The organism is Flavobacterium zhoui (genome assembly GCF_042787235.1).
Classification (GTDB): domain Bacteria; phylum Bacteroidota; class Bacteroidia; order Flavobacteriales; family Flavobacteriaceae; genus Flavobacterium; species Flavobacterium zhoui.
This window is the reverse complement of record NZ_JBHZPY010000004.1, coordinates 73,203-95,714: the sequence shown is the minus strand read 5'-3', so window position 1 is coordinate 95,714 and position 22,512 is coordinate 73,203. Positions and strand designations below refer to the sequence as shown.

At 34.6% G+C, this 22,512-nt stretch carries 18 protein-coding genes and 1 pseudogene; 10 read left to right on the top strand and 9 right to left on the bottom strand.

The window, feature by feature from the left end:
• Positions 1-81: 81 nt before the first annotated feature.
• The 3 genes and pseudogenes from rpmH to ACFX5F_RS06455 all read left to right on the top strand — a co-directional run bounded on the left by rpmH (position 82) and on the right by ACFX5F_RS06455 (position 4,854).
• Positions 82-243: a 50S ribosomal protein L34 gene (gene rpmH, locus ACFX5F_RS06465; protein ID WP_007136275.1), complete on the top strand. Its 162-nt coding sequence runs from the start codon at positions 82-84 to the stop codon at positions 241-243.
• A gap of 157 nt (positions 244-400) precedes the next feature.
• Positions 401-3,253 (top strand): carbamoyl-phosphate synthase large subunit, encoded by a 2,853-nt coding sequence (carB, locus tag ACFX5F_RS06460; RefSeq protein ID WP_379851048.1) that lies wholly within the window; start codon positions 401-403, stop codon positions 3,251-3,253.
• A gap of 171 nt (positions 3,254-3,424) precedes the next feature.
• Positions 3,425-4,854: pseudogene (locus ACFX5F_RS06455) on the top strand (IS1182 family transposase).
• 233 nt (positions 4,855-5,087) lie between these two features.
• Here ACFX5F_RS06455 and ACFX5F_RS06450 read toward each other — a convergent pair.
• Positions 5,088-5,624 (bottom strand): hypothetical protein, encoded by a 537-nt coding sequence (locus tag ACFX5F_RS06450; RefSeq protein ID WP_379851046.1) that lies wholly within the window; start codon positions 5,622-5,624, stop codon positions 5,088-5,090.
• Between the two features lie 229 nt (positions 5,625-5,853).
• Here ACFX5F_RS06450 and ACFX5F_RS06445 point away from each other — a divergent pair, with 229 nt between their 5' ends.
• The 4 genes from ACFX5F_RS06445 to ACFX5F_RS06430 all read left to right on the top strand — a co-directional run bounded on the left by ACFX5F_RS06445 (position 5,854) and on the right by ACFX5F_RS06430 (position 9,785).
• Positions 5,854-7,233 carry an MATE family efflux transporter gene (locus ACFX5F_RS06445; protein ID WP_379851044.1) on the top strand — a complete coding sequence of 460 codons (1,380 nt, stop codon included), beginning with the start codon at positions 5,854-5,856 and terminating at the stop codon, positions 7,231-7,233.
• A 74-nt stretch (positions 7,234-7,307) separates the two neighbouring features.
• Positions 7,308-8,216: a prohibitin family protein gene (locus ACFX5F_RS06440; protein WP_379851043.1), complete on the top strand. Its 909-nt coding sequence runs from the start codon at positions 7,308-7,310 to the stop codon at positions 8,214-8,216.
• Positions 8,217-8,490: 274 nt separating this feature from the next.
• Positions 8,491-8,718 (top strand): DUF8828 family protein, encoded by a 228-nt coding sequence (locus ACFX5F_RS06435; protein ID WP_073210534.1) that lies wholly within the window; start codon positions 8,491-8,493, stop codon positions 8,716-8,718.
• A 251-nt stretch (positions 8,719-8,969) separates the two neighbouring features.
• Entirely contained in the window at positions 8,970-9,785 is an 816-nt protein-coding gene (locus ACFX5F_RS06430; protein ID WP_379851041.1) for a hypothetical protein, read from the top strand.
• A 34-nt stretch (positions 9,786-9,819) separates the two neighbouring features.
• Here the strand turns inward: ACFX5F_RS06430 and meaB are convergent, their stop codons facing one another.
• Positions 9,820-10,908: a methylmalonyl Co-A mutase-associated GTPase MeaB gene (gene meaB, locus ACFX5F_RS06425; RefSeq protein ID WP_379851039.1), complete on the bottom strand. Its 1,089-nt coding sequence runs from the start codon at positions 10,906-10,908 to the stop codon at positions 9,820-9,822.
• 194 nt (positions 10,909-11,102) lie between these two features.
• Between meaB and ACFX5F_RS06420 the strand changes: the two genes are divergently transcribed.
• The 3 genes from ACFX5F_RS06420 (at position 11,103) to ACFX5F_RS06410 (ending at position 14,207) form a co-directional block, all read left to right on the top strand.
• A complete protein-coding gene (locus ACFX5F_RS06420; protein ID WP_379851037.1) occupies positions 11,103-12,014 on the top strand; it encodes an AEC family transporter in 912 nt (303 codons plus the stop codon).
• Between the two features lie 51 nt (positions 12,015-12,065).
• A complete protein-coding gene (locus tag ACFX5F_RS06415; RefSeq protein ID WP_379851035.1) occupies positions 12,066-13,283 on the top strand; it encodes an MFS transporter in 1,218 nt (405 codons plus the stop codon).
• A gap of 285 nt (positions 13,284-13,568) precedes the next feature.
• A complete protein-coding gene (locus ACFX5F_RS06410) occupies positions 13,569-14,207 on the top strand; it encodes a peroxiredoxin (RefSeq protein ID WP_379851033.1) in 639 nt (212 codons plus the stop codon).
• A 92-nt stretch (positions 14,208-14,299) separates the two neighbouring features.
• Here ACFX5F_RS06410 and ACFX5F_RS06405 read toward each other — a convergent pair whose 3' ends face one another.
• From ACFX5F_RS06405 to ACFX5F_RS06375, 7 genes are all read right to left on the bottom strand, one after another.
• The gene (locus ACFX5F_RS06405) at positions 14,300-15,181 is read right to left on the bottom strand and encodes a DMT family transporter (RefSeq protein WP_379851031.1); all 882 of its coding nucleotides are present in this window, start codon (positions 15,179-15,181) and stop codon (positions 14,300-14,302) included.
• Positions 15,178-15,765, bottom strand: coding sequence for a GDP-mannose pyrophosphatase NudK (gene nudK, locus ACFX5F_RS06400; RefSeq protein WP_379851029.1), 588 nt, complete (start codon positions 15,763-15,765; stop codon positions 15,178-15,180). Before nudK ends, ACFX5F_RS06405 begins: the two co-directional genes overlap by 4 nt.
• 62 nt (positions 15,766-15,827) lie before the next feature.
• Positions 15,828-17,099, bottom strand: coding sequence for an adenylosuccinate synthase (locus tag ACFX5F_RS06395; protein ID WP_379851027.1), 1,272 nt, complete (start codon positions 17,097-17,099; stop codon positions 15,828-15,830).
• A gap of 44 nt (positions 17,100-17,143) precedes the next feature.
• Complete coding sequence (locus ACFX5F_RS06390) at positions 17,144-17,614, bottom strand: Fur family transcriptional regulator (RefSeq protein ID WP_073210514.1); 471 nt, start codon at positions 17,612-17,614, stop codon at positions 17,144-17,146.
• A gap of 147 nt (positions 17,615-17,761) precedes the next feature.
• Positions 17,762-19,984, bottom strand: coding sequence for a RelA/SpoT family protein (locus ACFX5F_RS06385; RefSeq protein WP_379851025.1), 2,223 nt, complete (start codon positions 19,982-19,984; stop codon positions 17,762-17,764).
• Between the two features lie 77 nt (positions 19,985-20,061).
• Positions 20,062-21,642 (bottom strand): serine hydrolase, encoded by a 1,581-nt coding sequence (locus ACFX5F_RS06380; RefSeq protein WP_379851023.1) that lies wholly within the window; start codon positions 21,640-21,642, stop codon positions 20,062-20,064.
• A 70-nt stretch (positions 21,643-21,712) separates the two neighbouring features.
• On the bottom strand, positions 21,713-22,498 hold the full coding sequence (locus ACFX5F_RS06375) for a TrmH family RNA methyltransferase (protein WP_379851021.1): 786 nt from the start codon (positions 22,496-22,498) through the stop codon (positions 21,713-21,715).
• Positions 22,499-22,512: the final 14 nt, after the last annotated feature.

Sequence of the window (22,512 nt, the reverse complement as noted above, 5' to 3'; positions counted from 1 at the left end):
TTGTATATTTGCACTCGGTTTTAGAATAACAGTTATTCGAAATAGGAAGACATATAAATAAGATTTTAAAGATACAAAGCAATGAGCAAAAGAACGTTTCAACCATCGAAAAGAAAAAGAAGAAATAAGCACGGATTTATGGACAGAATGGCTTCTGCTAATGGAAGAAAAGTTCTTGCGCGTAGAAGAGCTAAAGGAAGACATAAATTGACTGTTTCTTGTGAACCAAGACACAAAAAATAATGTTTGTATAAACATAAATAAGGCGTTACTTTTTTTAGTATCGCCTTTTTTTATACCTAATCGTTAAAAAAAGAATAAGATTAAAGGCTAAGGGTTTAAAGTAGAGTAACTTTGATCTGGAAAAAAAATAACTACACAACACAATAATTACAACACAATGCCAAAAGATACATCCATAAAATCAGTTTTAATAATAGGTTCAGGTCCTATTGTTATTGGTCAAGCATGCGAATTTGATTATGCGGGATCACAATCTGCACGTTCTATTCGTGAAGAAGGAATTGAAGTTATTTTGATCAATTCGAATCCGGCAACAATTATGACAGATCCTTCAATGGCGGATCATATTTATTTATTGCCCTTAACGACAAAATCAATTATTCAAATTTTAAAAGAACATCCTCAGATTGATGCAGTCCTACCTACAATGGGAGGACAAACGGCATTAAATCTCTGTTTAGAAGCCGATGAAAAAGGGATTTGGCAGGATTTCGGAGTGAAATTGATAGGTGTTGATGTAAACGCTATCAATATTACCGAAGATAGAGAACAGTTTAAACAACTGCTTAAAAGAATCGGTGTGCCATCTGCACCTGCCGAAATATGTACTTCCTATCTAAGAGGCAAAGAAATTGCTCAGGAGTTTGGTTTCCCTTTAGTAATCCGTCCGTCCTTTACTTTGGGTGGAACCGGAGCTGCTATCGTCTATAAAAAAGAAGATTTTGATGAACTTTTAACCAGAGGTTTAGAAGCTTCACCCATTCACGAAGTTTTAATTGATAAAGCATTGATGGGTTGGAAAGAATACGAATTGGAACTTTTGAGAGATAAAAATGATAATGTTGTGATTATCTGTTCTATCGAAAATATGGATCCAATGGGAATTCATACCGGAGATTCCATCACTGTTGCGCCAGCAATGACATTATCTGACACGACTTTTCAAAGAATGCGTGATTATGCAATCTTGATGATGAGAAGCATCGGAAACTTTGCCGGAGGTTGTAACGTGCAGTTTGCCGTTTCTCCTGACGATAAGGAAGACATCGTAGCGATTGAAATCAATCCTCGTGTGTCTCGTTCCTCTGCTTTGGCATCAAAAGCAACGGGATATCCTATTGCAAAAATCGCTTCCAAACTAGCTTTGGGTTACAACTTAGATGAATTGCAAAATCAAATTACCAAATCAACTTCGGCTTTATTCGAACCAACTTTGGATTATGTGATTGTGAAAATTCCTCGTTGGAACTTTGATAAATTCGAAGGAGCTGACAGAACGTTAGGACTTCAAATGAAATCTGTTGGGGAGGTAATGGGAATTGGACGTTCGTTCCAAGAAGCATTGCACAAAGCGACTCAATCCTTGGAAATCAAAAGAAATGGTTTGGGTGCTGATGGAAAAGGATATACTAACTACGAACAAATTATCGAGAAACTGACTTTTGCGAGTTGGGATCGTGTTTTTGTGATTTATGATGCTATCGCGATGGGAATTCCATTAAGCCGCATTCATGAAATCACTAAAATCGATATGTGGTTCTTGAAACAATACGAAGAGCTTTATACGTTAGAAAAAGAAATTTCAAACTATAAAGTAGAATCTTTACCAAGAGAATTGTTGCTTGAAGCGAAACAAAAAGGTTTTGCCGACAGACAAATCGCGCACATGGTAGGTTGCTTGGAAAGTCAAGTGCATACGTTGCGTACTACAATGAACATCAATCGTGTATTCAAACTGGTTGATACTTGTGCGGCGGAGTTCAAAGCAAAAACACCTTATTACTATTCGACTTTTGAAGCCGAAATAGAAAAAGCAGATGGAACACGTTACGTTGACAACGAAAGTGTCGTTACGGATAAAAAGAAAATAATCGTTCTTGGGTCAGGCCCAAATAGAATTGGACAAGGAATCGAGTTTGATTATTCTTGTGTTCACGGGGTGCTTGCCGCCAAAGAATGTGGCTACGAAACCATCATGATCAACTGTAATCCAGAAACAGTTTCGACTGATTTTGATACAGCCGATAAATTGTATTTCGAGCCGGTTTTCTGGGAACATATTTACGATATTATCCAGCACGAGAAACCAGAAGGTGTAATCGTACAATTAGGAGGTCAAACGGCTCTTAAATTAGCGGAGAAACTATCTAAATACGGTATTAAAATTATTGGAACGAGCTTTGACGCTTTGGATTTAGCCGAAGACAGAGGACGTTTCTCAGAATTGTTAACCGATTTAAAAATTCCTTTCCCACAATTTGGGATTGCAGAAACCGCTGACGAAGCTTCTGCTTTGGCTGATACTTTAGACTTCCCATTATTGATTCGTCCTTCTTATGTGTTGGGTGGTCAGGGAATGAAAATTGTCATCAACAAGCAAGAATTAGAAGAACACGTTATCAATTTATTGAAAACGATTCCAGGAAATAAATTGCTTTTAGATCATTATTTAGATGGTGCAATTGAAGCCGAGGCTGATGCGATTTGCGATGGCGAAAATGTCTACATCATAGGAATTATGGAGCATATTGAACCTTGCGGAGTGCACTCAGGAGACAGTAATGCTACTTTGCCTCCGTTTAATTTAGGTGAATTTGTAATGCAACAAATAAAAGACCATACCAAAAATATTGCATTGGCTTTGAGAACCGTTGGTTTAATCAACATTCAGTTTGCGATAAAAGATGATATCGTTTATATCATCGAAGCAAATCCTAGAGCGTCTCGTACGGTTCCATTTATTGCTAAAGCGTATGGAGAACCTTATGTAAACTATGCGACTAAAGTAATGTTAGGTCACAATAAAGTAACTGATTTTACTTTCAACCCGCAGTTGAAAGGATATGCCATCAAGCAGCCGGTTTTCTCTTTCAGTAAATTCCATAATGTGAATAAAGCATTAGGACCGGAAATGAAATCAACAGGAGAAAGCATCTTGTTTATTGATGACTTGAAAGACGATCAATTCTACGAATTGTACTCTAGAAGAAAAATGTATTTAAGTAAATAAAAACCTGAATTTGTTATATGTAAAAAGCCCCGAATTTCGAGGGCACTGAAAAAGTCTTTTTTCAAAAAAGTTATTAAAAAAAAGGAGTAGAGAACGAAGTTTTTCTGTTCCTTTTTTCGTTTATTTAGCTGTAATTATAATGGTTTTTAGATGTTAGTACAGTAACAAACAATAGCGTTCAGCGAGTATTCTTCGTTGTATGATTTAATAGTTCCAGAGAATAATCTTTTGAGAAAAATTAACGATTTGATAGATTTTTCATTTATCTACGATGAGTTATTAAATAAATACTGCACCAATAACGGACGTATGGCAGAAAGTCCTGTTAGAATGTTTAAGTATTTACTTCTTAAAACAATTTACACCTTTTCCGATGTTGATGTAGTGGAACGTTCGCGTTACGATATGTCGTTTAAATATTTTTTGGATATGAACCCAGAAGAGGATGTTATCGATTCTAGTTCGTTGACAAAATTTAGAAAACTACGTTTGAAAGACACGGACTTACTAAATCTGTTAATAAACAAAAACTGTAACCATAGCTCTCGAAAAGGGGATAATTCGTTCGAAGTGCATTATTGTTGATGCCACACATACGTTATCAAGATCCAATCCATTTTCTGCCATAGAAGTATTGAGAGAACTTTCAAAGCTACTTCGAAAAACAATATACACTTTTGACGACCAATTCAAAGAGCGTATGCCCCAAAAGAATACCAACAATGATTTAGAAAAGGAGCTGGCTTATTGCAGAGAGTTAGAAACACGTATAGAAAATGAGCCATCTATAAGTTCAATACCCGCCGTGAAAGAGAAATTAAACCTGTTAAAAGAAACGGTAGAAGATACTCAGGAAAATTTAACTTTATCAAAAGATACAGATGCTAAAACGGGTCATATAATCTGCCGATAGTTCCTTCTTTGGCTATAAGACTCATTTGGCCATGACCGAAGAACGCATCATTACTGCAGCTGTAGTTACATCAGGAGAAAAAGGAGATGGACCAGAATTACCTAAACTTTTAGCAGTTAGTCAAGAAAACGGAATTGATGTAGAGACCATTATTGGTGATGCTGCTTATTCTGGAAAAGAAAACCTTAAAATCACAATTGAACAAAACATTAAAGTAGTAGCAAGACTAAATCCATCGATAACACAAGGATTTAGAAAGGATGAAGATAAATTTGATTACAATAAAGATGCCGATCGATTTGTTTGCCCAGCAGGACATTTGGCAATACGAAAAGCAGGTCAAGGAGCCAAAGATGTCGGGACAAATCAAGTAGATACTTATTATTTTGATGTCGAAAAATGCAAGTCTTGCCCTTTAAAATAAGGTTGTTACAAAGATGGAGCCAAAACAAAAACGTATTCGGTATCCATAAAATCAGAATTGCATCAAGACCAAATGGCTTTTCAAGAAACAGAATATTACAAAGAAAAAGCAAAACATCGATACAAGATAGAGGCCAAAAATAGCGAGTTAAAAAATGCACACGGTTATGATAGAGCGATATCATAGGGTATTACCAATATGCAAATGCAAGGAGCAATAGCGATTTTTACAGTCAACTTAAAAAGAATACTCAAATTAATGTAGAAAATGTAATCTACACATGTATTTTGTCAAATGAAACTGTAAAAGTCAAAAACCGCCTTATACAACCTACAATAAAAAACAGTTACAAAAATAAAAACGCTCATAACGGATGCTTAAAATCCTGTTACAAGCGTTTTTTTTATTATCTAAAAAAGAACGTTAATCAAAATAAGTGAGGTTTTTCACTACCCTCCGAATTTCAGCGCATTTTTTTAAATTAATTCAAAATAGTTTTATAGTTTAAAACCATAAGCGATACGTAAAGCAATTTGATTTGTATCATATTCTGTGTATCCTTCATAACGTAAACTTACATCAATATCTTTACCTGCATATCCAACACCTGGAGACCATAAGTAAGTATCTTGTTTATGACCGTTTGTAACAGCGATTCCACCACCAACTTCACCTAAAACATAAAATTCGTCATTCCATACGAAAGCTTTGAAACCTGCTTTTACAGGGATAAAACCTAAATCTTTAGTGTTAGTTGGATCTTGCGCATCTTTGTATTTAAACATGTTTGTAAAACCTGTAGTTAACAAAAGAGAATATCTTTTAGTTAAATCGTATTGACCTCTAACATCAGCTCCTAATGCAAAGTTGTAAACGTCATTATTAGTTGGAACACCACCATTTATACCTACTCCTAAACGAAATCCTTGATCGTAATTTTTAACTTCTTTTGTTTCTTGAGCTTCAACGTTACTTGCGAACATTGCTGAGATTGCTAAAACTAATGCTGTTTTAATTTTTCCTGAAATTTTCATAATTGTAATATTTTATTTAATAATTGGTTTTGCCATTTTGTTTCTTAATCTTACAAAACGACTCTGCAAATGTAGTAGTAGAATAAGTCTACATTGTTATAGAATTATTGGGTTTTGTTATAGAATTCCTTGTTTTGTGCAGATAACGGCTTCATTTAGGGTGATATATTACTAATTGTACCGATAAAATTGAAACCATATAATTATCTTTACCAAAAAAAAACAAAAAGTGAATTTATCTCAATATACTAAAGAGTTTTCTTATAATATCAAATTAGCGTATCCTGTAATTTTAGGAATGCTAGGACATACTTTAATAGGTATCGTTGATAATTTCATGGTAGGAAAGCTTGGTTCTACCGAGTTAGCTGCAGTTTCGTTAGGTAACAGTTTTATTTTCATAGCCTTATCTCTGGGAATAGGGTTTTCTACAGCCATCACGCCATTGGTTTCCGAGGCTAATGCGGAACAAAACGAGAAAAAAATTCGCACCACTTTTCACCACGGTTTATTGTTATGTACCGTTTTGGGAGTTGCTCTTTTTATTCTGACGGTATTGTCTAAACAAGTGATGTATCTGATGCACCAACCTAAAGCGGTCGCTGACATGGCTGCTCCTTATATTGATTGGGTTGCTTTTTCTTTGATTCCAGTTATTATTTATCAGGGCTATAAGCAATTTGCAGATGGTCTAGCGGAAACTAAATATTCCATGTATGCTATATTTATGGCTAATGTGGTTCATATATTTTTCAATTATATGTTGATTTATGGAATTTGGATTTTCCCAAAACTTGGAATTCTTGGGGCCGCATTAGGAACTGTGATTTCTAGGATTATGATGGTAGTTTTTATGGATTTACTGATGCGACATAATAAAGCGTTCAAAAGCTACTTCAAAAACTTTAGTTTTAAAGAGATCCGAAAATCAATTTTAAAAAAGATTATCAATCTTGGTTTGCCTTCAGCAATGCAAATGTTATTTGAAGTAACGTTGTTTACCGCTGCAATTTGGCTTTCGGGCTCATTAGGTAAAAATAATCAGGCAGCCAATCAAATTGCACTTATTCTGGCATCATCAACTTTTATGGTTGCTATGGGTTTGAGCGTAACCGCTATGATTAGAGTGAGTCACACTAAAGGAATGAATGATTATAAAAGTTTGATTATTATAGCCCGATCTATCTTTTTATTGGCCATTATTCTAGAAACTTTTTTTGCGGTAATTTTTGTACTATTCCATAAATTTCTGCCTCATTTATTTTTGAATATGAATGATTCTGCTCAAATTATTGATAACACAGAAATAATAATAATAACTTCCAAGTTACTTTTAGTTGCCGCTGTTTTTCAAATTTCAGATGGAATTCAGGTAGTGGTTCTGGGAGCTTTAAGAGGGTTACAAGATGTGAAAATTCCAATGTACATAACCTTTGTGGCGTATTGGGTTATCGGTTTTCCCATTTCGTATTATTTGGGGGAATATACATCATTACAAGCGGTAGGAATCTGGATTGGGCTTTTGGCAGGATTATCTTCGGCAGCTTTGTTTCTGTATATTCGTTTTGCAAGATTAACAAGAAAATTAGTTTTAGAGAATCATAAATAATAATAATGTTCTTACAATGTAACTTCTAATTTCTTTTCTCGTATAATAAGCATACAAACCAAACCAATCAAAAAATGATACTATTTATTATTCTTGGAATAATTTTATTAATTGTAAGTTTTACATTAAGAACCAATGTAAATCCATTTTCAAAGTTCGCAAATGTTCTTAAATTTTTTGGAATTTTGTTAATTGTTTTAGGCGTTTTTTCTTCCATGTTCAAACAAATTGATGCAGGAAAAGTTGGTGTTCAGTCTCTCTATGGGAGTGTACAACCAGATGTTCTGGAAAGTGGATTGCATTTGATTAATCCGCTTTTGGATGTAACCGAATTTGATATTCAAACGCAAAATTATACCATGTCAGCCGTTCATGGTGAAGGTGCTGAAGCTGGTGACGACGCAATTCGAGTCTTGTCAAATGACGGACTGGAAGTGGTAATCGACTTGACAGTTTTGTTCCGAGTTTCACCGGAATCTGCACCAAAAATTTTCAAACAAATTGGGGTAAATTATTCTGATAAAATTGTGCGTCCAGTAACCAGAACCCGTATTCGTGATAACGCTGTTTATTATGATGCAGTAGCATTATATTCTACCAAAAGAAATGAATTTCAACAACGAATTTTCAAAACTATTGAAGCTGATTTCAAGTTAAGAGGATTAGTTCTAGAGCAATTGTTAATCAGAAACATCAATCTTCCAACATCAGTAAAAGCGTCGATCGAAAGTAAAATTAACGCTGAGCAAGATGCTCAAAAGATGACTTTTATTCTTCAAAAAGAAAAACAAGAAGCAGAACGTAAAAGGGTGGAGGCGCAAGGTATTGCTGATTATCAACGAATTATTTCAACCGGTTTATCCGATAAGCAATTGCAATACGAGCAAATAAAAGCACAAAAAGAATTGGCTGCTTCTCCTAACACTAAAATCATTTTTATGAATGGTCGAGGGAATGCACCAGTTATTCTTTCTGATAAATAGTAGTTTTTGTAGCAGAAAATAATAATTTTCAAAACATAATTCCACCCGCTGTGCGCTGTATCTTTATGCCCGAAACCCGGGCACAAAGGATGCCGCTTCCATCAGGGCTAATCTACAACTTAGGTGTATTTTAGACCTTTTGTAAAAACAGAAAGAAAGACAGTTTCTAACGGACTAAATATATTTTTAGATTTCAATCCCTATAAAAAATTAATAAATTACCTATTTTTACAGCATTACAATTTACAGCAATATATTATACAAAATTTGAAATATGGAATTACCAAAATTTTTATTAGGCGACAACACTGATTTTCCGGAAGATATTTTTATCATCCACTTGGATTACCCTCGATTTATTATAAATCTAAAAGATGATGAGGTAGAGTTTATGGAAGAGGCAGAAGACCTTGATGAAGGGGAATTAAATGCAGAAATGGAGGGATTAATCGTTCTTGCCAACGAATTTTACGATAGAGAGATTAAGCTTTACGAAGAATAAAATATTTTTTAATAAAATTGAATGGCGGTTGCAAAAGGTGAAATATCATCTTTTGTAACCGCTTTTTTCTTTGTAAATACATATGTTTTTGATGATTTAAATCTAATTTATTAACTTTAATACTTTAATGTTGAGGTGGTTCAGGTAGGATTGCTTTATTAATATAAATAAGGTAGTAAAAATGAGTCTTAATTGATGTAGTAAAAATGATTCTTAATTGATTATAGTATAAACCTTAAAACTAAATTACGATGATGCATTTAAAAACAATTTCAAAAGTTCTTATTGTTCTTCTTTTATTGGGGCAAAATAGTTTTGCTCAGCAGAAAAGTTCAGATCAATCTATGACAGACAAAAAAGTACAAATAGGTACTACTCTAAATGAAAAAGAAGCAAAGGCAATGCCCGGAATGGCCGCTAATAATAAAAGCAATATAAACAACATCAATGGAGGAATGCCAAACCGAATCTCGATGAATGTAACGGTGGCTCAACAGACACAAGGTGCAACATTTGGTGAGAAAGTAAATGCAGGTAAAATAAATGTTACATTAATTGAAAATGGATGTGTGGTTTTGTTTCCGGCGAACGTAGGGTACAAAGTTAATATTCGCAACATGAGCATCACAGAATTGTCAGCAAACGAAAGCCTTGCTTTTGGTGAAAAGGTGAATCAGGGCTTACATGCTGCTGGTAGTGCATTATCGCAAGGTGCTTCTTTATTGGGTGGCGCTTTACCAGGCGGCGCAATTATATCTGCAGCGGTTTCCAGTGTGGGTAATTTAGCGGATGGTGCCGGAGGTGGTGCTGCTGCAGCTTCTTATGCGAAAAATGCAAAAATAGTTTTGAAAATACAAGATGCAGATAGTGATTCAGTAATGGAATTGCCAGATGGGGAATATCAATTGGCATATGTTATTGTTGAAAATAAAACTGCCGGTGTAAAAGCGATTTCAGGTGTAAAAGATACTTTGCAAACTCAAGTTCTTATTGTTTTTACCATAGAAAACGGTGTGTTAAAAACGAAACATGATACCGCTAAAAATTCGGTGGGGAACATTCGTTAGAAAATATTTTTTTAGAAAGTATACCTGTTGTACACTAATCTTTAAAATACGTTTTCAATAGTAAACTGGCGGCTGCAAAGGGTGAAATTTCATCATTTTGCACCGCTTTTTTCGTTGAATCCAGTAATTTTTGAATTTGGACATGGTTGTAAAAATTCAGCTTTAATTGTTCATTGATGGTTTCCAACATCCAATATTGGTTTTGTTCTTTTCGTTTTTCAAATAAGTAATTGTTACCTTTTGTCAGTTCAAGAAATTGCTCAATAGTTTTCCAAACTTCTGGAATGCCTTCATGTGTGATAGCGCTGCAGCTAGAAGTTGTGGGTGTCCATCCCGATTTTTTGGCTGGGAAAAGATGTAATGCTCTATTGAATTCCACTTTAGCAAATTGCGCTTTTTTGATGTTATCACCATCAGCTTTGTTGATGACAATCGCATCGGCCATTTCCATAATTCCGCGTTTGATGCCTTGCAATTCATCGCCGGCGCCTGAAATTTTCAAAAGTAAAAAGAAATCTACCATGCTGTGAACAGCAGTCTCGCTTTGGCCAACCCCCACAGTTTCAATAATAATTGTATCAAAACCACACGCTTCACAAAGTGTAATGGTTTCCCGTGTTTTTCGAGCCACACCGCCCAAAGTTTCTCCTGAAGCCGAAGGTCGTATGTATGCGTTTTTATCTTTTACCAATTCCTCCATTCGGGTTTTATCTCCCAGAATGCTTCCGTGCGAAATCGTACTGCTGGGATCAACAGCTAGCACTGCCACTTTTTTCCCTAAACCGGTTAAGTATTTTCCAAAAGCTTCAATAAACGTACTTTTCCCAACGCCGGGAACACCTGTAATTCCTATTCGAACCGATTTGTTGGCATGAGGTAAACAGGCATTGATTACTTCATTCGCTTTTGCCAAATGGCTAACATTAGTGCTTTCCACCAAAGTAATCGCACGACTTAATGCCGTTATATTTCCTGCTAAAATTCCTTCAACTAATTCTGCTGATGAAGGTTGTAATTTTCTAAATTGCTGAATATTTTTCACGGAGTCAGAACTGATCATTTCCGGAGGAGAAATTCCAGCTTTTTCGTGTAAAGCACTTGGATGGGATTTTTTATTTGGCAAAGCGTATTATTTGAAAAGTAAAAGTAATGAAAATACTTATTTCTGCAGTGATAAAAGTTGTAGGATATTATATATTGCAGTATAAAAACCCCAGAGGAATAATCGGCTTGAAATCCGCATTTTTTATTGAAACTTAAAGTGCAATTTCTTTCTCGCAATAATTTTAATAGTATTTTTGTGGTCAATTAAATACTATGTACAATTTCATTATAATTTTCGTTTTTTTATTGCTGGGAATTGTATTGCAAAAGGCGAAATGGGTGCCGTTCAATACTCATAAGGTCATAAACGACGTTGTAATTTACATTTGTCTTCCCGCTTTAGCCTTATATTACATACCAAAAATAAAATGGAGCAGCGAATTGTTATTTCCTATAAGTGTGGCATGGATTGGATTTGCAATATCGTATTTGTTTTTTAGCTTTTTGGGAAATAGATTTGGTTGGTCTAAAAAGCTGACTGGTTGTTTAATAATAACTGCCGGTTTGGGGAATACTTCCTTTTTAGGTTTTCCCATAATTCAAGCGGTATATGGTGAGGAGGGATTAAAAACAGCTATATTGGTTGATCAGCCGGGCTCGTTTGTAGTACTCTCCACTTTGGGAATTCTCGTTGCAACTTTATATTCTACAGGAAGTCCAAACGGTCTTCATATTGCAAAAAAAATTATTTTTTTTCCTCCATTTATCACTTTTTTGGTGGCATGCTTAATGAATAATTTAAACTTCGATTTCCACCAATATATTCAGTTTGGCTTGCAAAAAGTAGGTAGTTTGATGACTCCTCTGGCAATGCTTTCCGTAGGATTGCAATTGCGGTTTGATAGGAGAAGCCAACATTGGAAATTCTTAGGATTGGGACTTTTGTATAAATTAATATTGACTCCGGCTCTAATCTACTTATTGTATGTCGTAATTTTACAACAGCATTCAAAAACGATTCAGGTAGCTATTATGGAAGCTGCTATGGCTCCTATGATAACCGCAAGTATCTTAGCTTCTTCCCATGGTTTAAAACCTAGACTAAGTAGTATGATGATTGGGTTTGGAATACCATTATCATTTATCACTTTGGTATTTTGGTATTTTGTGGTGCAGTTTATTTAATCTTTAAATCATTTTTTTATAATTTATTGCGAACACTATTTTAATTAGAATATGAATATTTCCTCAGCGACAGCATCACAAACTATCCAAGCGCCTTTAGTTCAAAAAACAGTTTATTCTGTATTGTTTTCTATAGCTTTTGCACATTTGTTAAATGATTTGATGCAATCAGTTATTCCTTCTACCTATCCAATACTTAAAGAAAATTTTAGTCTTAGTTTTACTCAAATCGGATTGATAACATTCGTTTTCCAACTGACAGCCTCTATTTTGCAGCCTTTTATAGGTTTTTATACTGATAAATATCCAAAGCCCTATTCTTTAGTAATCGCGATGTTATTTACCATTACGGGATTGGGATTTTTATCGATTTCGACTTCTTTCTGGATGTTGCTGGTTTCCGTTGCATTTGTAGGAATTGGTTCTTCCATATTTCATCCGGAAGCTTCTCGTGTTGCTTATTTAGGGTCAGGTGGAAAGCGTGGCTTGGCACAATCTATTTTTCAATTGGGAGGTAATTCTGGGAGTGCGATAGGTCCTTTATTGGTTGCATTAGTTGTGGCTCCTTTTGGACAGTCTAATATAATATGGTTTGTGATTGCAGGTATTTTGGGAATCATTATTTTGTCCCAAATTGCGCTGTGGTATCAAAATCATCTGAATCTTCGCGCTGCAAAAAAAATAGTTAATGAAGATGTCGCTGTTCCATTGTCAAAAAGAAAAATCAATTTGTCAATCGCAGTTTTATTGCTGTTAATATTTTCCAAGTTTTTCTACATGGCCAGTATGTCCAGCTATTTCACGTTCTATCTTATGCATAAATTTGGATTAACCATACAGGAATCGCAGTTTCATTTGTTCATTTTCCTGGCTTCCGTAGCAGCGGGAACGCTAATCGGAGGCCCTTTAGGAGACCGTTTTGGAAGGAAATATATCATTTGGATTTCCATACTTGGCGCAGCACCATTTACGCTGCTATTGCCTTATGCTAATCTATTTTGGACCGGAGCATTATCGGTTATTATAGGAATAATTATTGCTTCGGCATTTTCAGCAATTTTGGTTTTTGCACAAGAATTAATGCCTGGAAAAGTGGGAATGATTTCGGGATTGTTTTTTGGTTTTGCCTTTGGTATGGGCGGTTTAGGGTCGGCAATTTTGGGTTACGTTGCTGATCAAACGAGTATCGAATATGTTTATAAATTAAGTTCTTTTCTGCCACTGATTGGCGTTTTTACTTATTTCTTGCCCAATATAAAAAAGAAATAATATTTTTACCTATTTGTTTTTTGGAGCTTTTTCCCGCTATCCGTTACAATCTTTATAGGAGTAAACCTTTCAGGATTTACTCCTATAAAGGATTTCCACTTTTATCGGGGCTAGGGATTTTAGTCCCAAACAAACTTTTTTTTTACCTAAATTATTTTTGAAACAAAGAATAATCGTCAGCTACATCTTGTTATTTTTTTAGTACAATTTTAAGATTTGTTTTAATTTTTATTGCTCTTAATTCAATAACTTAGATTGTTAGTAATCAATAAAAAAGAAATTAGTATGGCATCATTACGATTAGGCGATATTGCTCCGGATTTTGAAGCAGAAACAACGCAAGGAAAAATAAAATTTCACGATTGGCTGGGTGACTCTTGGGGTATTTTATTCTCGCATCCCGCAGATTTTACACCAGTTTGTACAACTGAACTGGGGACAGTGGCAAATTATTATCCTGAATTTAAAAAAAGAAATGTAAAAGTTATAGCATTGAGTGTTGACGGATTAGATTCTCATATGGAATGGATTAAAGACATCAATGAAACGCAAAATACAGTAGTCAATTTCCCTATCATTGCTGACGAAGACAAACATATAGCTCAATTGTATGATATGATTCATCCCAATGCAAATGAAAGTTTTACAGTTCGTTCGGTGTTTATTATTGGACCTGACAAAAAAATAAAATTAACCTTGACGTACCCAGCATCTACGGGAAGAAATTTTGATGAATTGCTTCGCGTAATTGATAGTTTACAGTTAACGGCTAATTATAGCGTAGCAACACCTGCAAACTGGAAAGATGGTGATCGAGTAGTAATTTCGACAGCGGTAAAAGACGAAGATATTGCCGCTAAATTTCCAAAAGGGTACGAAAGAGTGAAACCTTATTTAAGAATGACACCACAACCTAACAAATAGTCATTTTGTAGAATAATTATTTTGGTATAAAAAAGGTGCAATGAAAAAATCTTCATTGCACCTTTTTTATTTCTATTATAGCTTAAAACTCGTTACGTCCTATTGGTTATCAATAAACCGGTAATGATGATTCCCATACTTATAATCTGAGTAATTACTATGGCTTGACCCAGAAAAAAATAGGCCAAAATCCCACTGAACACTGGAATTAAATAATAGATTAATGCCGTTTTTGAGGTGCCAATTAATCTGATTGCTTCATTCCATAAATAGTAGGAAACCAAAGAAGCAAATATCCCAACATAGCTAGTCGTTAATACTGTTTTAGTGTCTAAAATCACTTTTTTATAAAATAAATGCTCCCAAATATAAAAAGGGAATAGGAAAATGGTGCCAATAACAAAAACACTAAATAAAAATACTTTTGGGTTTAGTTCATTTGGTTTTTGTCGCACTAATATAGTGTAGTAGGCAAAAAAGAAGCAAGCTACAAGCATCAATAAATCTCCAATGGTAAAATTGATATGAAGCAAGGCCTGAAGAGAACCTTTGGTAATGAGAACAAGAACACCTGTGATAATAGTTGTAATTCCCACTATTTTCATATTGGAAACTTTCTCTTTAAAAATAATCCTGGAGAGTAAAACAATAAACAACGGAATTGAAATGGCAATTAACGATAAATTGACTGCACTTGTTGTTTTTCCTGCAAAGTAAATGAGCGTATTAAATATGGTGATGCCCAATACAGCTGTAAGCGTAAGATATCGAATGTGTTTTTTTACAATTTTGAAATTTTCAATAGTACTTTTTATGGCAAATGGCGCCAAAACGATGCAAGCGATTGTCCAGCGCCAAAAAGCCAATCCAATAGGAGGAATGTGACCTTTAATACCGCTGGCGATTACCATGTTCACGGACCAAAGTAAAGTGGCTAGTAAAGCAAATAATGCTCCTTTAATTTGACTGCTCATTTATAAACGAGATTTTTTATTTTAGCGTACTGCAGCAACATAATGGTCTTGGCGTCTGTTATTTCGCCAGATTCGATCATCGCGTAGGCTTCGTCATAAGACATTTCTAAAACATCTATATTTTCCTCTTCATGCGCAACTCCGCCACCAGCACTAACTTTCATTGATTCATCATATTCGCCTACAAATAAATATAAAATTTCGGTTACGGCACCAGGAGACATATACGTTTCCATGATTTTAGTGACTTTTGTAAGGCGGTATCCAGTTTCTTCTTCAGTTTCTCGAATGATGCATTGCTCCGGATGGTCTTGGTCCAAAAGACCTGCGCAAACCTCAATCATCATTCCTGATTCATTTCCGTTTAAATAAGTTGGTAAACGAAACTGACGTGTTAGAATAACGGTTTTTTGCTTGGTGTTGTATAGTAAAATGGCTGCGCCGTTACCTCTGTCATAAACTTCTCTTTTTTGGGTAATCCACGAATCATCTTTTTTTTGATAATCAAAAGTTACTTTGTTTAAAATATACCAGTTATCAGAAAGTAATTCGGTTTTTTGGATTTTTATTTTTGGGTTGTTCATCCGTATTTTTTTAATTTATAAACTAAAAAAAACGCTCTGAATTTTCAGAGCGTTTAATAATCTTATTTAAGAATAGTTTGCTTTCTGTCTGGTCCTACAGAAACAATTTTGATAGGAACTTCTACTTCTTTTTCTATGAACTCGATATACTCTTTTAATTCAATTGGTAATTCATCATAAGTTGTCATACCAGTCAAATCAGCTTGCCATCCTTTGAAATCTTGGTAAACCGGAGTTACATTTTCTGGCTCGATATTGTACGGGAAATGAGAAATATTCACTCCTTTATAATTGTATTCCGTACATACTTTTAATGTTTCAAATCCAGAAAGTACGTCACCCTTCATCATCATTAATTGTGTAACACCATTAACTTGAATTGCATATTTAAGTGCCACTAAATCTAACCATCCACAACGTCTTTGTCTTCCTGTAACAGAACCAAATTCATTTCCTACACGTGCCATAGTTGCACCATCCTCATCAAAAAGTTCCGTTGGGAATGGACCGCTACCTACACGTGTTACGTAAGCTTTGAAAATTCCGTATACTTCTTTGATTTTATTAGGAGCAATTCCTAAACCAGTACAAGCACCTGCAGCTGTTGTGTTTGATGAAGTTACAAATGGATAAGTTCCAAAATCAACATCCAATAATGAACCTTGAGCTCCTTCACATAATATTGATTTACCTGCTTTTTGAGCCTGGTTTAAATATTCTTCGCTATCAATAAAATCTAATTTTTTTAATTCTTCGATAGCTTCAAAAAATTCTTTTTCTAATTCTTCTAAGTTGTATTGGATAGCAACATCATAGAATTTAATCATCGCTTCATGCTTATCAGCCAAAGCTCTGTAACGTTCTTTGAAATCTTCTAATTCAATATCTCCCACACGAATTCCGTTTCTTCCGGTTTTGTCCATATAAGTTGGACCAATTCCTTTTAGTGTAGAACCAATTTTTGCTTTTCCTTTAGACGCTTCCGAAGCTGCATCTAACAAGCGGTGTGTAGGTAAAATTAAATGCGCTTTTCTTGAAATGATTAATTTACTTTTTATGTCTAAATTAAATTTCTCAAGACCTTCGATTTCTTTTTGAAAAACAACAGGATCTATTACAACTCCATTTCCAATAATGTTTATGGCAGTTTTATGAAAGATACCAGAAGGAATAGTTCTAAGAACATGTTTTATTCCGTCAAATTCCAAGGTGTGTCCTGCGTTAGGTCCACCTTGAAAACGAGCAATAATATCGTAATTTGAAGTAAGAACATCAACAATTTTTCCTTTTCCTTCATCTCCCCATTGTAATCCTAGTAATAAATCTACCGTCATTCTGTATGTTATTTGTAGTTAATTTTTATATCAAAGACATCTAATTAGCTGTCTAAATTGTCTTTTTGTCTTTTTATTCCATATAGATATAAGGAATGATTGGTAATCTCAATGTCGAATATTTCTTCGATTGTTTTCTTAATACTTTGAATTCTTGGATCACAAAATTCGATAACTTCCCCGGTATCGGTCATAATAATATGATCGTGTTGCTTATCAAAATACGATTTTTCGTAATGTGCCTGATTTTGTCCAAATTGGTGTTTACGCACTAAAGCACAATCTAATAACAATTCGATTGTATTATAAAGCGTAGCCCTGCTGACACGATAGTTTTTGTTTTTCATTTTGATATACAAATTCTCTACATCAAAATGTTCTTCGCTATCGTAAATTTCCTGAAGGATAGCATAACGTTCGGGAGTTTTGCGATGTCCTTTTTTTTCAAGATACATTGTAAATACATTTTTTACAATTTCTTGGTTTTTAGTATTATCTGTGGAAATGAGTGTCATATGCTGGCAAAGATAATTTTTTATTTTTTAAAGTTTAAAGTTTAAAGTTGAAAAAATCAAATAGTTTAAAATGAACTGATTTGCTTTTTCGTTTTATTTTAGAGACGCTATTATCGCAATCTATAAAATTGTGAACAATATCCTTTCTTATGTTTTATATACTCGGGTTACTTTATCGATACCGTCAATTTTCTTAATGTTGCTAATCATCTTTTTCAAAATGGTATTATTTTGAACGATAACAGCCACTTGACCGTGAAAGATTCCAGCGTCAGTGCTTAACGAAATACTTTGGATATTTACATGCATATTATTAGAAATTACCTTCGTCAGCTGGTTTGTCAATCCTAAAATGTCCATTCCGGTAATGTTTATTATTGCTTTGAATTCTTCCTGAGAAGAGTCAATCCATTTGGCAGTCAATATTCGATAAGCATAATTAGACTGCATCCCGATAGCATTTGGACAATCTTTTTTGTGTATTTTAATTCCTTCATTTATCGTTACAAAACCAAAAACATCATCGCCCGGAATCGGATTGCAACAAGGCGATAATTTATAGTCCAATTTGTCATGTTCCTTACCAAAAACAAGCAAATCATAATTGCTGCTTATAACTGGTTTATGAATATCCTCATCAGCTGTACTGCTAGAAGAACGTTTTATTTTGTTTTTGAAAAAATTTATAAAAGTGTTGCTTTTTTGCGCCGCATAGTCTTTTAACTGTTGGTTTTCTATAGCACCAATTCCTACGCGGTAAAATAAATCTAAACTTGTTTTTAATTTGAAAAAGTTGACTAACTCATTGACAACCGATTCGTTTAAAGTTATTTTTAAATGTTTTAATTTTCGAGTCAGTAGTTCTTTTCCTTCCTCGCCAATTTTCTTGGTATTTTCGTTTAGAACGTTTTTTATTTTGGTTTTAGCTCTGGAAGTCGTCACATAATCTAACCAGTTGATTGTTGGTTTTTGATGTTGAGACGTAATGACTTCAATTTGATCACCGCTTTTTAATTCGAAATTCAAAGGAACTAATTTACCATTTACACGCGTCCCTCGGGTGCGAATTCCTATTTCCGAGTGGATACTGAAAGCAAAATCAAGCGAAGTAGCGCCCTTTGGCAATGATTTAATTTCACCTTTTGGAGTAAAGACGAATATTTCCTTTGAATACAAATTCATTTTGAAATCTTCTACAAAATCCACTGCGTTAGTCTCCGAATTTTCTAAGGCTTCTTTTAATAAATTAAGCCATACATCCAGACCGCTTTCTTCCGTCGCACCATTTTTATATTTGTAATGTGCAGCATATCCTTTTTCGGCAATTTCATCCATGCGTTCGCTGCGAACCTGAACTTCTACCCAGCGGCCTTTAGGTCCCATTACCGTGATGTGTAAGGCTTCATATCCAGTAGATTTTGGCGATGAAATCCAATCACGTAGTCGACTTGGGCTAGGTCTGTAATGGTCTGTTACGATTGAGTATATTTTCCAGGCAAGAAATTTTTCTTCGTGTGGATCTGATTTGTAAACGATACGAAGGGCAAATTTATCATATACTTCATCAAAGCTTACGTTTTGAGCTTTCATCTTTCTGCGAATCGAGTAGATGGATTTCGGACGTCCTTTAATTACATAATCAATTTTTTCAACATCCAATGATTCTTTAAGGACTTTAGAGATGTCTTTGATGTATTCATCCTGTTCTTCCTTGGTTTCTTTTATTTTACTTACAATTTCGTTGTAAATTGCCGGTTCAGTATATTTTAAACCTAAATCTTCCAGTTTTGTTTTAATGTTGTATAAACCCAAACGGTGGGCTAGTGGAGCATAGATGTATAAAGTTTCAGATGCGATTTTTGTTTGTTTGTCTTCCTGCATTGAATCCATCGTCTGCATATTATGCAAACGATCGGCTAATTTTATAAGAATTACGCGTACATCATCATTAAGGGTCAATATCATTTTACGGAAATTCTCGGCTTGTAATGACGCATTCAAATCTCTCTGAACCAAGGATATTTTGGTCAAACCTTCAACAAGTTGTGCAATTTTAGGATTGAATAAACGTTCAATATCTTGCACTGTCATCAATGTGTCTTCGACGACATCGTGTAACAATGCAGCAGCAATTGAGGTAGCACCCAACCCAATTTCTTGCGCGACAATTTTTGCAACAGCAATAGGATGAAAGATATACGCTTCGCCAGATTTTCTTCGTTGGTCTTTATGGGCATCTACTGAAACATCAAAAGCTTTACGGATCAGTTTTTTATCTTCATCACTTAAGGTTTGATAACTAATCCGAAGTAACTCTTTATATTCTTGAGCAATCGCTTTATTTTCTTTTTCTAAATCTATTTCTATCATAACGGCATGGGTTCAATTTCTAAAAATAAATATAAGTTAGGAGATATACAAGGATTATTTGTTTTTTGATTTTAGGTTTAAATGCCGGAAGCAGTATCTTTAAGCGTACTGTTTTGTACTCTTTTGAAATCCAAATCCTGAAAATCATAACTAAAATCAGTCAACTCGGAGATTGGTTTCATTTTTATACCAACTGCTTTGCCAGTTGGATCAAATTCAAAAAACAAATGGGCATCAGCATGAAAATAGGCATTGTTCCACTTCACCACATAATTGTCTTTTTTATAGAAAAAAACTTCTCCGGTTAGTTGAGGGGAACGTTTTGATGCAAAATATAATTTGCCTTTCTTTTCTGAAATGATGATTTCGCCAAACCAATTGTCCTTGAAAGTTCCCTTGAGCGTATTGAAATCTATTTTGATTTTATCAGTTTTATTTTTTGCAACAGCAGCCCAAACTTCATCGGTAACTATATCAGCAGTTTCTTCGTTTGCTTTTAGTCTGTTGCTGTAAATAGTAACATAATCATCGGACTTAATTCCTAAATAACTATCTTTTATTGTATTGGTAATAGCGGTAAATGCTGCTCCGGATTGCTGGTTTGTCAATACGATAATCCCTAATTGTAATTCCGGGATCAAGGTCACCTGAGTAACAATTCCTTCTAATCCACCAGTGTGTGTTACTTGCTTGTATCCTTTTACATCACTCAAAAACCAGCCTAAACCATAACCGCTAAAATGGGTATTATATGGTACTCTGGTAGTTACAGGAATTATAGTTTGCAATTGCCACATTTCATTGTGTTCTTTCTCAGAGAATAATTGCTTGTTTTCGGTGCCATATTTTCCGTTATTCATTTGCATGATGGTCCATTTGCTTAAATCATTGACGCTAGAATAAATTCCGGCGGCCGCATCGAATAGTTGATTTTGATACCGTTTGATTACTTTAAGTTTTCCATCGATAGGAACATGAGGAGCAATTATATTGGTACTGTCTTTTAATCGTAAAAAAGAAGAGGCACTATTATTCATTTCTAATGGTTTCATAATGCGCTCTTCAATAAAATCACACCAACTTTTACCACTTGCTACATGAATCACCTCACCGGCAACAATGTACAGTAAGTTATCATAATCATATTTGGTTCTAAAAGCCGAAACCGGTTTCAAATACTGCAAATTCTGAATAATATCTTGTGCGGTAAAATTACTTCCGTCAGGCCAAATCATTAAATCGCCTGCTCCAAGACCGAGTCCGCTTCTATGCGTCAATAAATCCCGAATCGTGAATTCTTGGGTTACATACTCATTGTACATTCTGAAATTTGGAAGGTATTTGATAACTTTATCGTCCCATTTTACTTTTCCTTCATCAACAAGCATTGCTAAGGCAGCACTGGTAAAAGCTTTGCTGTTGGATGCGATTCCAAAAAGGGTATTCGCATCGACTTTTTCTTTTGTCAAAATAGATTTTACTCCGTAGCCTTGCGCGTGAATTAACTTTCCGTCTTTTACAATAGCAACCGCAATTCCTGGAACATTGAATGCTGTTAAGGTACGATTCACTAATTCATCAACTTGGGATGAACTGATTTGGGAGAAAGAAAGAGTAGTTGAAATTAATGCTATCCCAACGAATAATTTATTTTTCATATTATCTATGTTTTTAATAAAATGGTAAATCTTTAATATTTTTTTGTTTTTTAAATCTGTAATCAAAAATCTAAAATCCTCTTTGTCTTTTGGCTTCAAAAATCAAAATTGCTGCTGCAACTGAAACATTCATAGAATCGATTTCGCCTTGCATTGGAATTATAATATTTTGGGTTGCTTCTTTTCGCCATTCTTCTGTCAAGCCTGTTGCTTCTGTACCTACAACCAAAGCCGTTGGAGTAGTATAATCTTGCGTGTGATACGAAGTTGAATTTTGCAAAGTCGCACAATAAAAATTGATTTTTCTTTCTTTCAAAAAAGCAATAATTTCTGATGTTGTTCCGGTAGCGATTTGGTTAGTAAACAAACAACCGACGCTGGAACGCACAATATTTGGATTGTATAAATCGCTTTTTGGATTTGCAATAATTACAGCGTCAAGGTTTGCAGCATCTGCAGTTCGTAATAAAGCGCCTATGTTTCCTGGTTTTTCGGGAGCTTCGGCAACAAGAATTAATGGATTTTCAGATAGTTTTAAATCGGATAATTGCAATGATTTTGTTTTGGCTACAGCCAAAATACCTTCGGTAGTATCTCGATAAGCTAACTTTTGAAAAACATCTTTGTTAATCTCAATTAACTCGGTATTTGATGATAATTTTCGGGCTTCGGTTTCTGAACAAATTTCAGGCAAAAACAACAGGGTTTCTATTTCATAACCACCTTTAATGGCAATTGAAATTTCCCGTTTTCCCTCTATTAAAAATGTTCCGGATTGTTTGCGTGCTTTTGCTTTTTCCTGCAATAACACTAAAGATTTGATGTATGGATTTTGTATCGAAGTGATCTGTTTCAATGGAAATGATGCTA

Excerpts from the sequence above, each read along its gene's own strand:
- rpmH (WP_007136275.1), top strand. The coding sequence starts at position 82 with ATGAGCAAAAGAACGTTTCAACCATCGAAAAGAAAAAGAAGAAATAAG.
- carB (WP_379851048.1), top strand. The coding sequence starts at position 401 with ATGCCAAAAGATACATCCATAAAATCAGTTTTAATAATAGGTTCAGGT.
- ACFX5F_RS06450 (WP_379851046.1), bottom strand. The coding sequence starts at position 5,624 with ATGAAAATTTCAGGAAAAATTAAAACAGCATTAGTTTTAGCAATCTCA.
- ACFX5F_RS06440 (WP_379851043.1), top strand. The coding sequence starts at position 7,308 with ATGATACTATTTATTATTCTTGGAATAATTTTATTAATTGTAAGTTTT.
- ACFX5F_RS06435 (WP_073210534.1), top strand. The coding sequence starts at position 8,491 with ATGGAATTACCAAAATTTTTATTAGGCGACAACACTGATTTTCCGGAA.
- ACFX5F_RS06430 (WP_379851041.1), top strand. The coding sequence starts at position 8,970 with ATGATGCATTTAAAAACAATTTCAAAAGTTCTTATTGTTCTTCTTTTA.
- ACFX5F_RS06420 (WP_379851037.1), top strand. The coding sequence starts at position 11,103 with ATGTACAATTTCATTATAATTTTCGTTTTTTTATTGCTGGGAATTGTA.
- ACFX5F_RS06415 (WP_379851035.1), top strand. The coding sequence starts at position 12,066 with ATGAATATTTCCTCAGCGACAGCATCACAAACTATCCAAGCGCCTTTA.
- ACFX5F_RS06410 (WP_379851033.1), top strand. The coding sequence starts at position 13,569 with ATGGCATCATTACGATTAGGCGATATTGCTCCGGATTTTGAAGCAGAA.
- ACFX5F_RS06405 (WP_379851031.1), bottom strand. The coding sequence starts at position 15,181 with ATGAGCAGTCAAATTAAAGGAGCATTATTTGCTTTACTAGCCACTTTA.
- nudK (WP_379851029.1), bottom strand. The coding sequence starts at position 15,765 with ATGAACAACCCAAAAATAAAAATCCAAAAAACCGAATTACTTTCTGAT.
- ACFX5F_RS06395 (WP_379851027.1), bottom strand. The coding sequence starts at position 17,099 with ATGACGGTAGATTTATTACTAGGATTACAATGGGGAGATGAAGGAAAA.
- ACFX5F_RS06390 (WP_073210514.1), bottom strand. The coding sequence starts at position 17,614 with ATGACACTCATTTCCACAGATAATACTAAAAACCAAGAAATTGTAAAA.
- ACFX5F_RS06385 (WP_379851025.1), bottom strand. The coding sequence starts at position 19,984 with ATGATAGAAATAGATTTAGAAAAAGAAAATAAAGCGATTGCTCAAGAA.
- ACFX5F_RS06380 (WP_379851023.1), bottom strand. The coding sequence starts at position 21,642 with ATGAAAAATAAATTATTCGTTGGGATAGCATTAATTTCAACTACTCTT.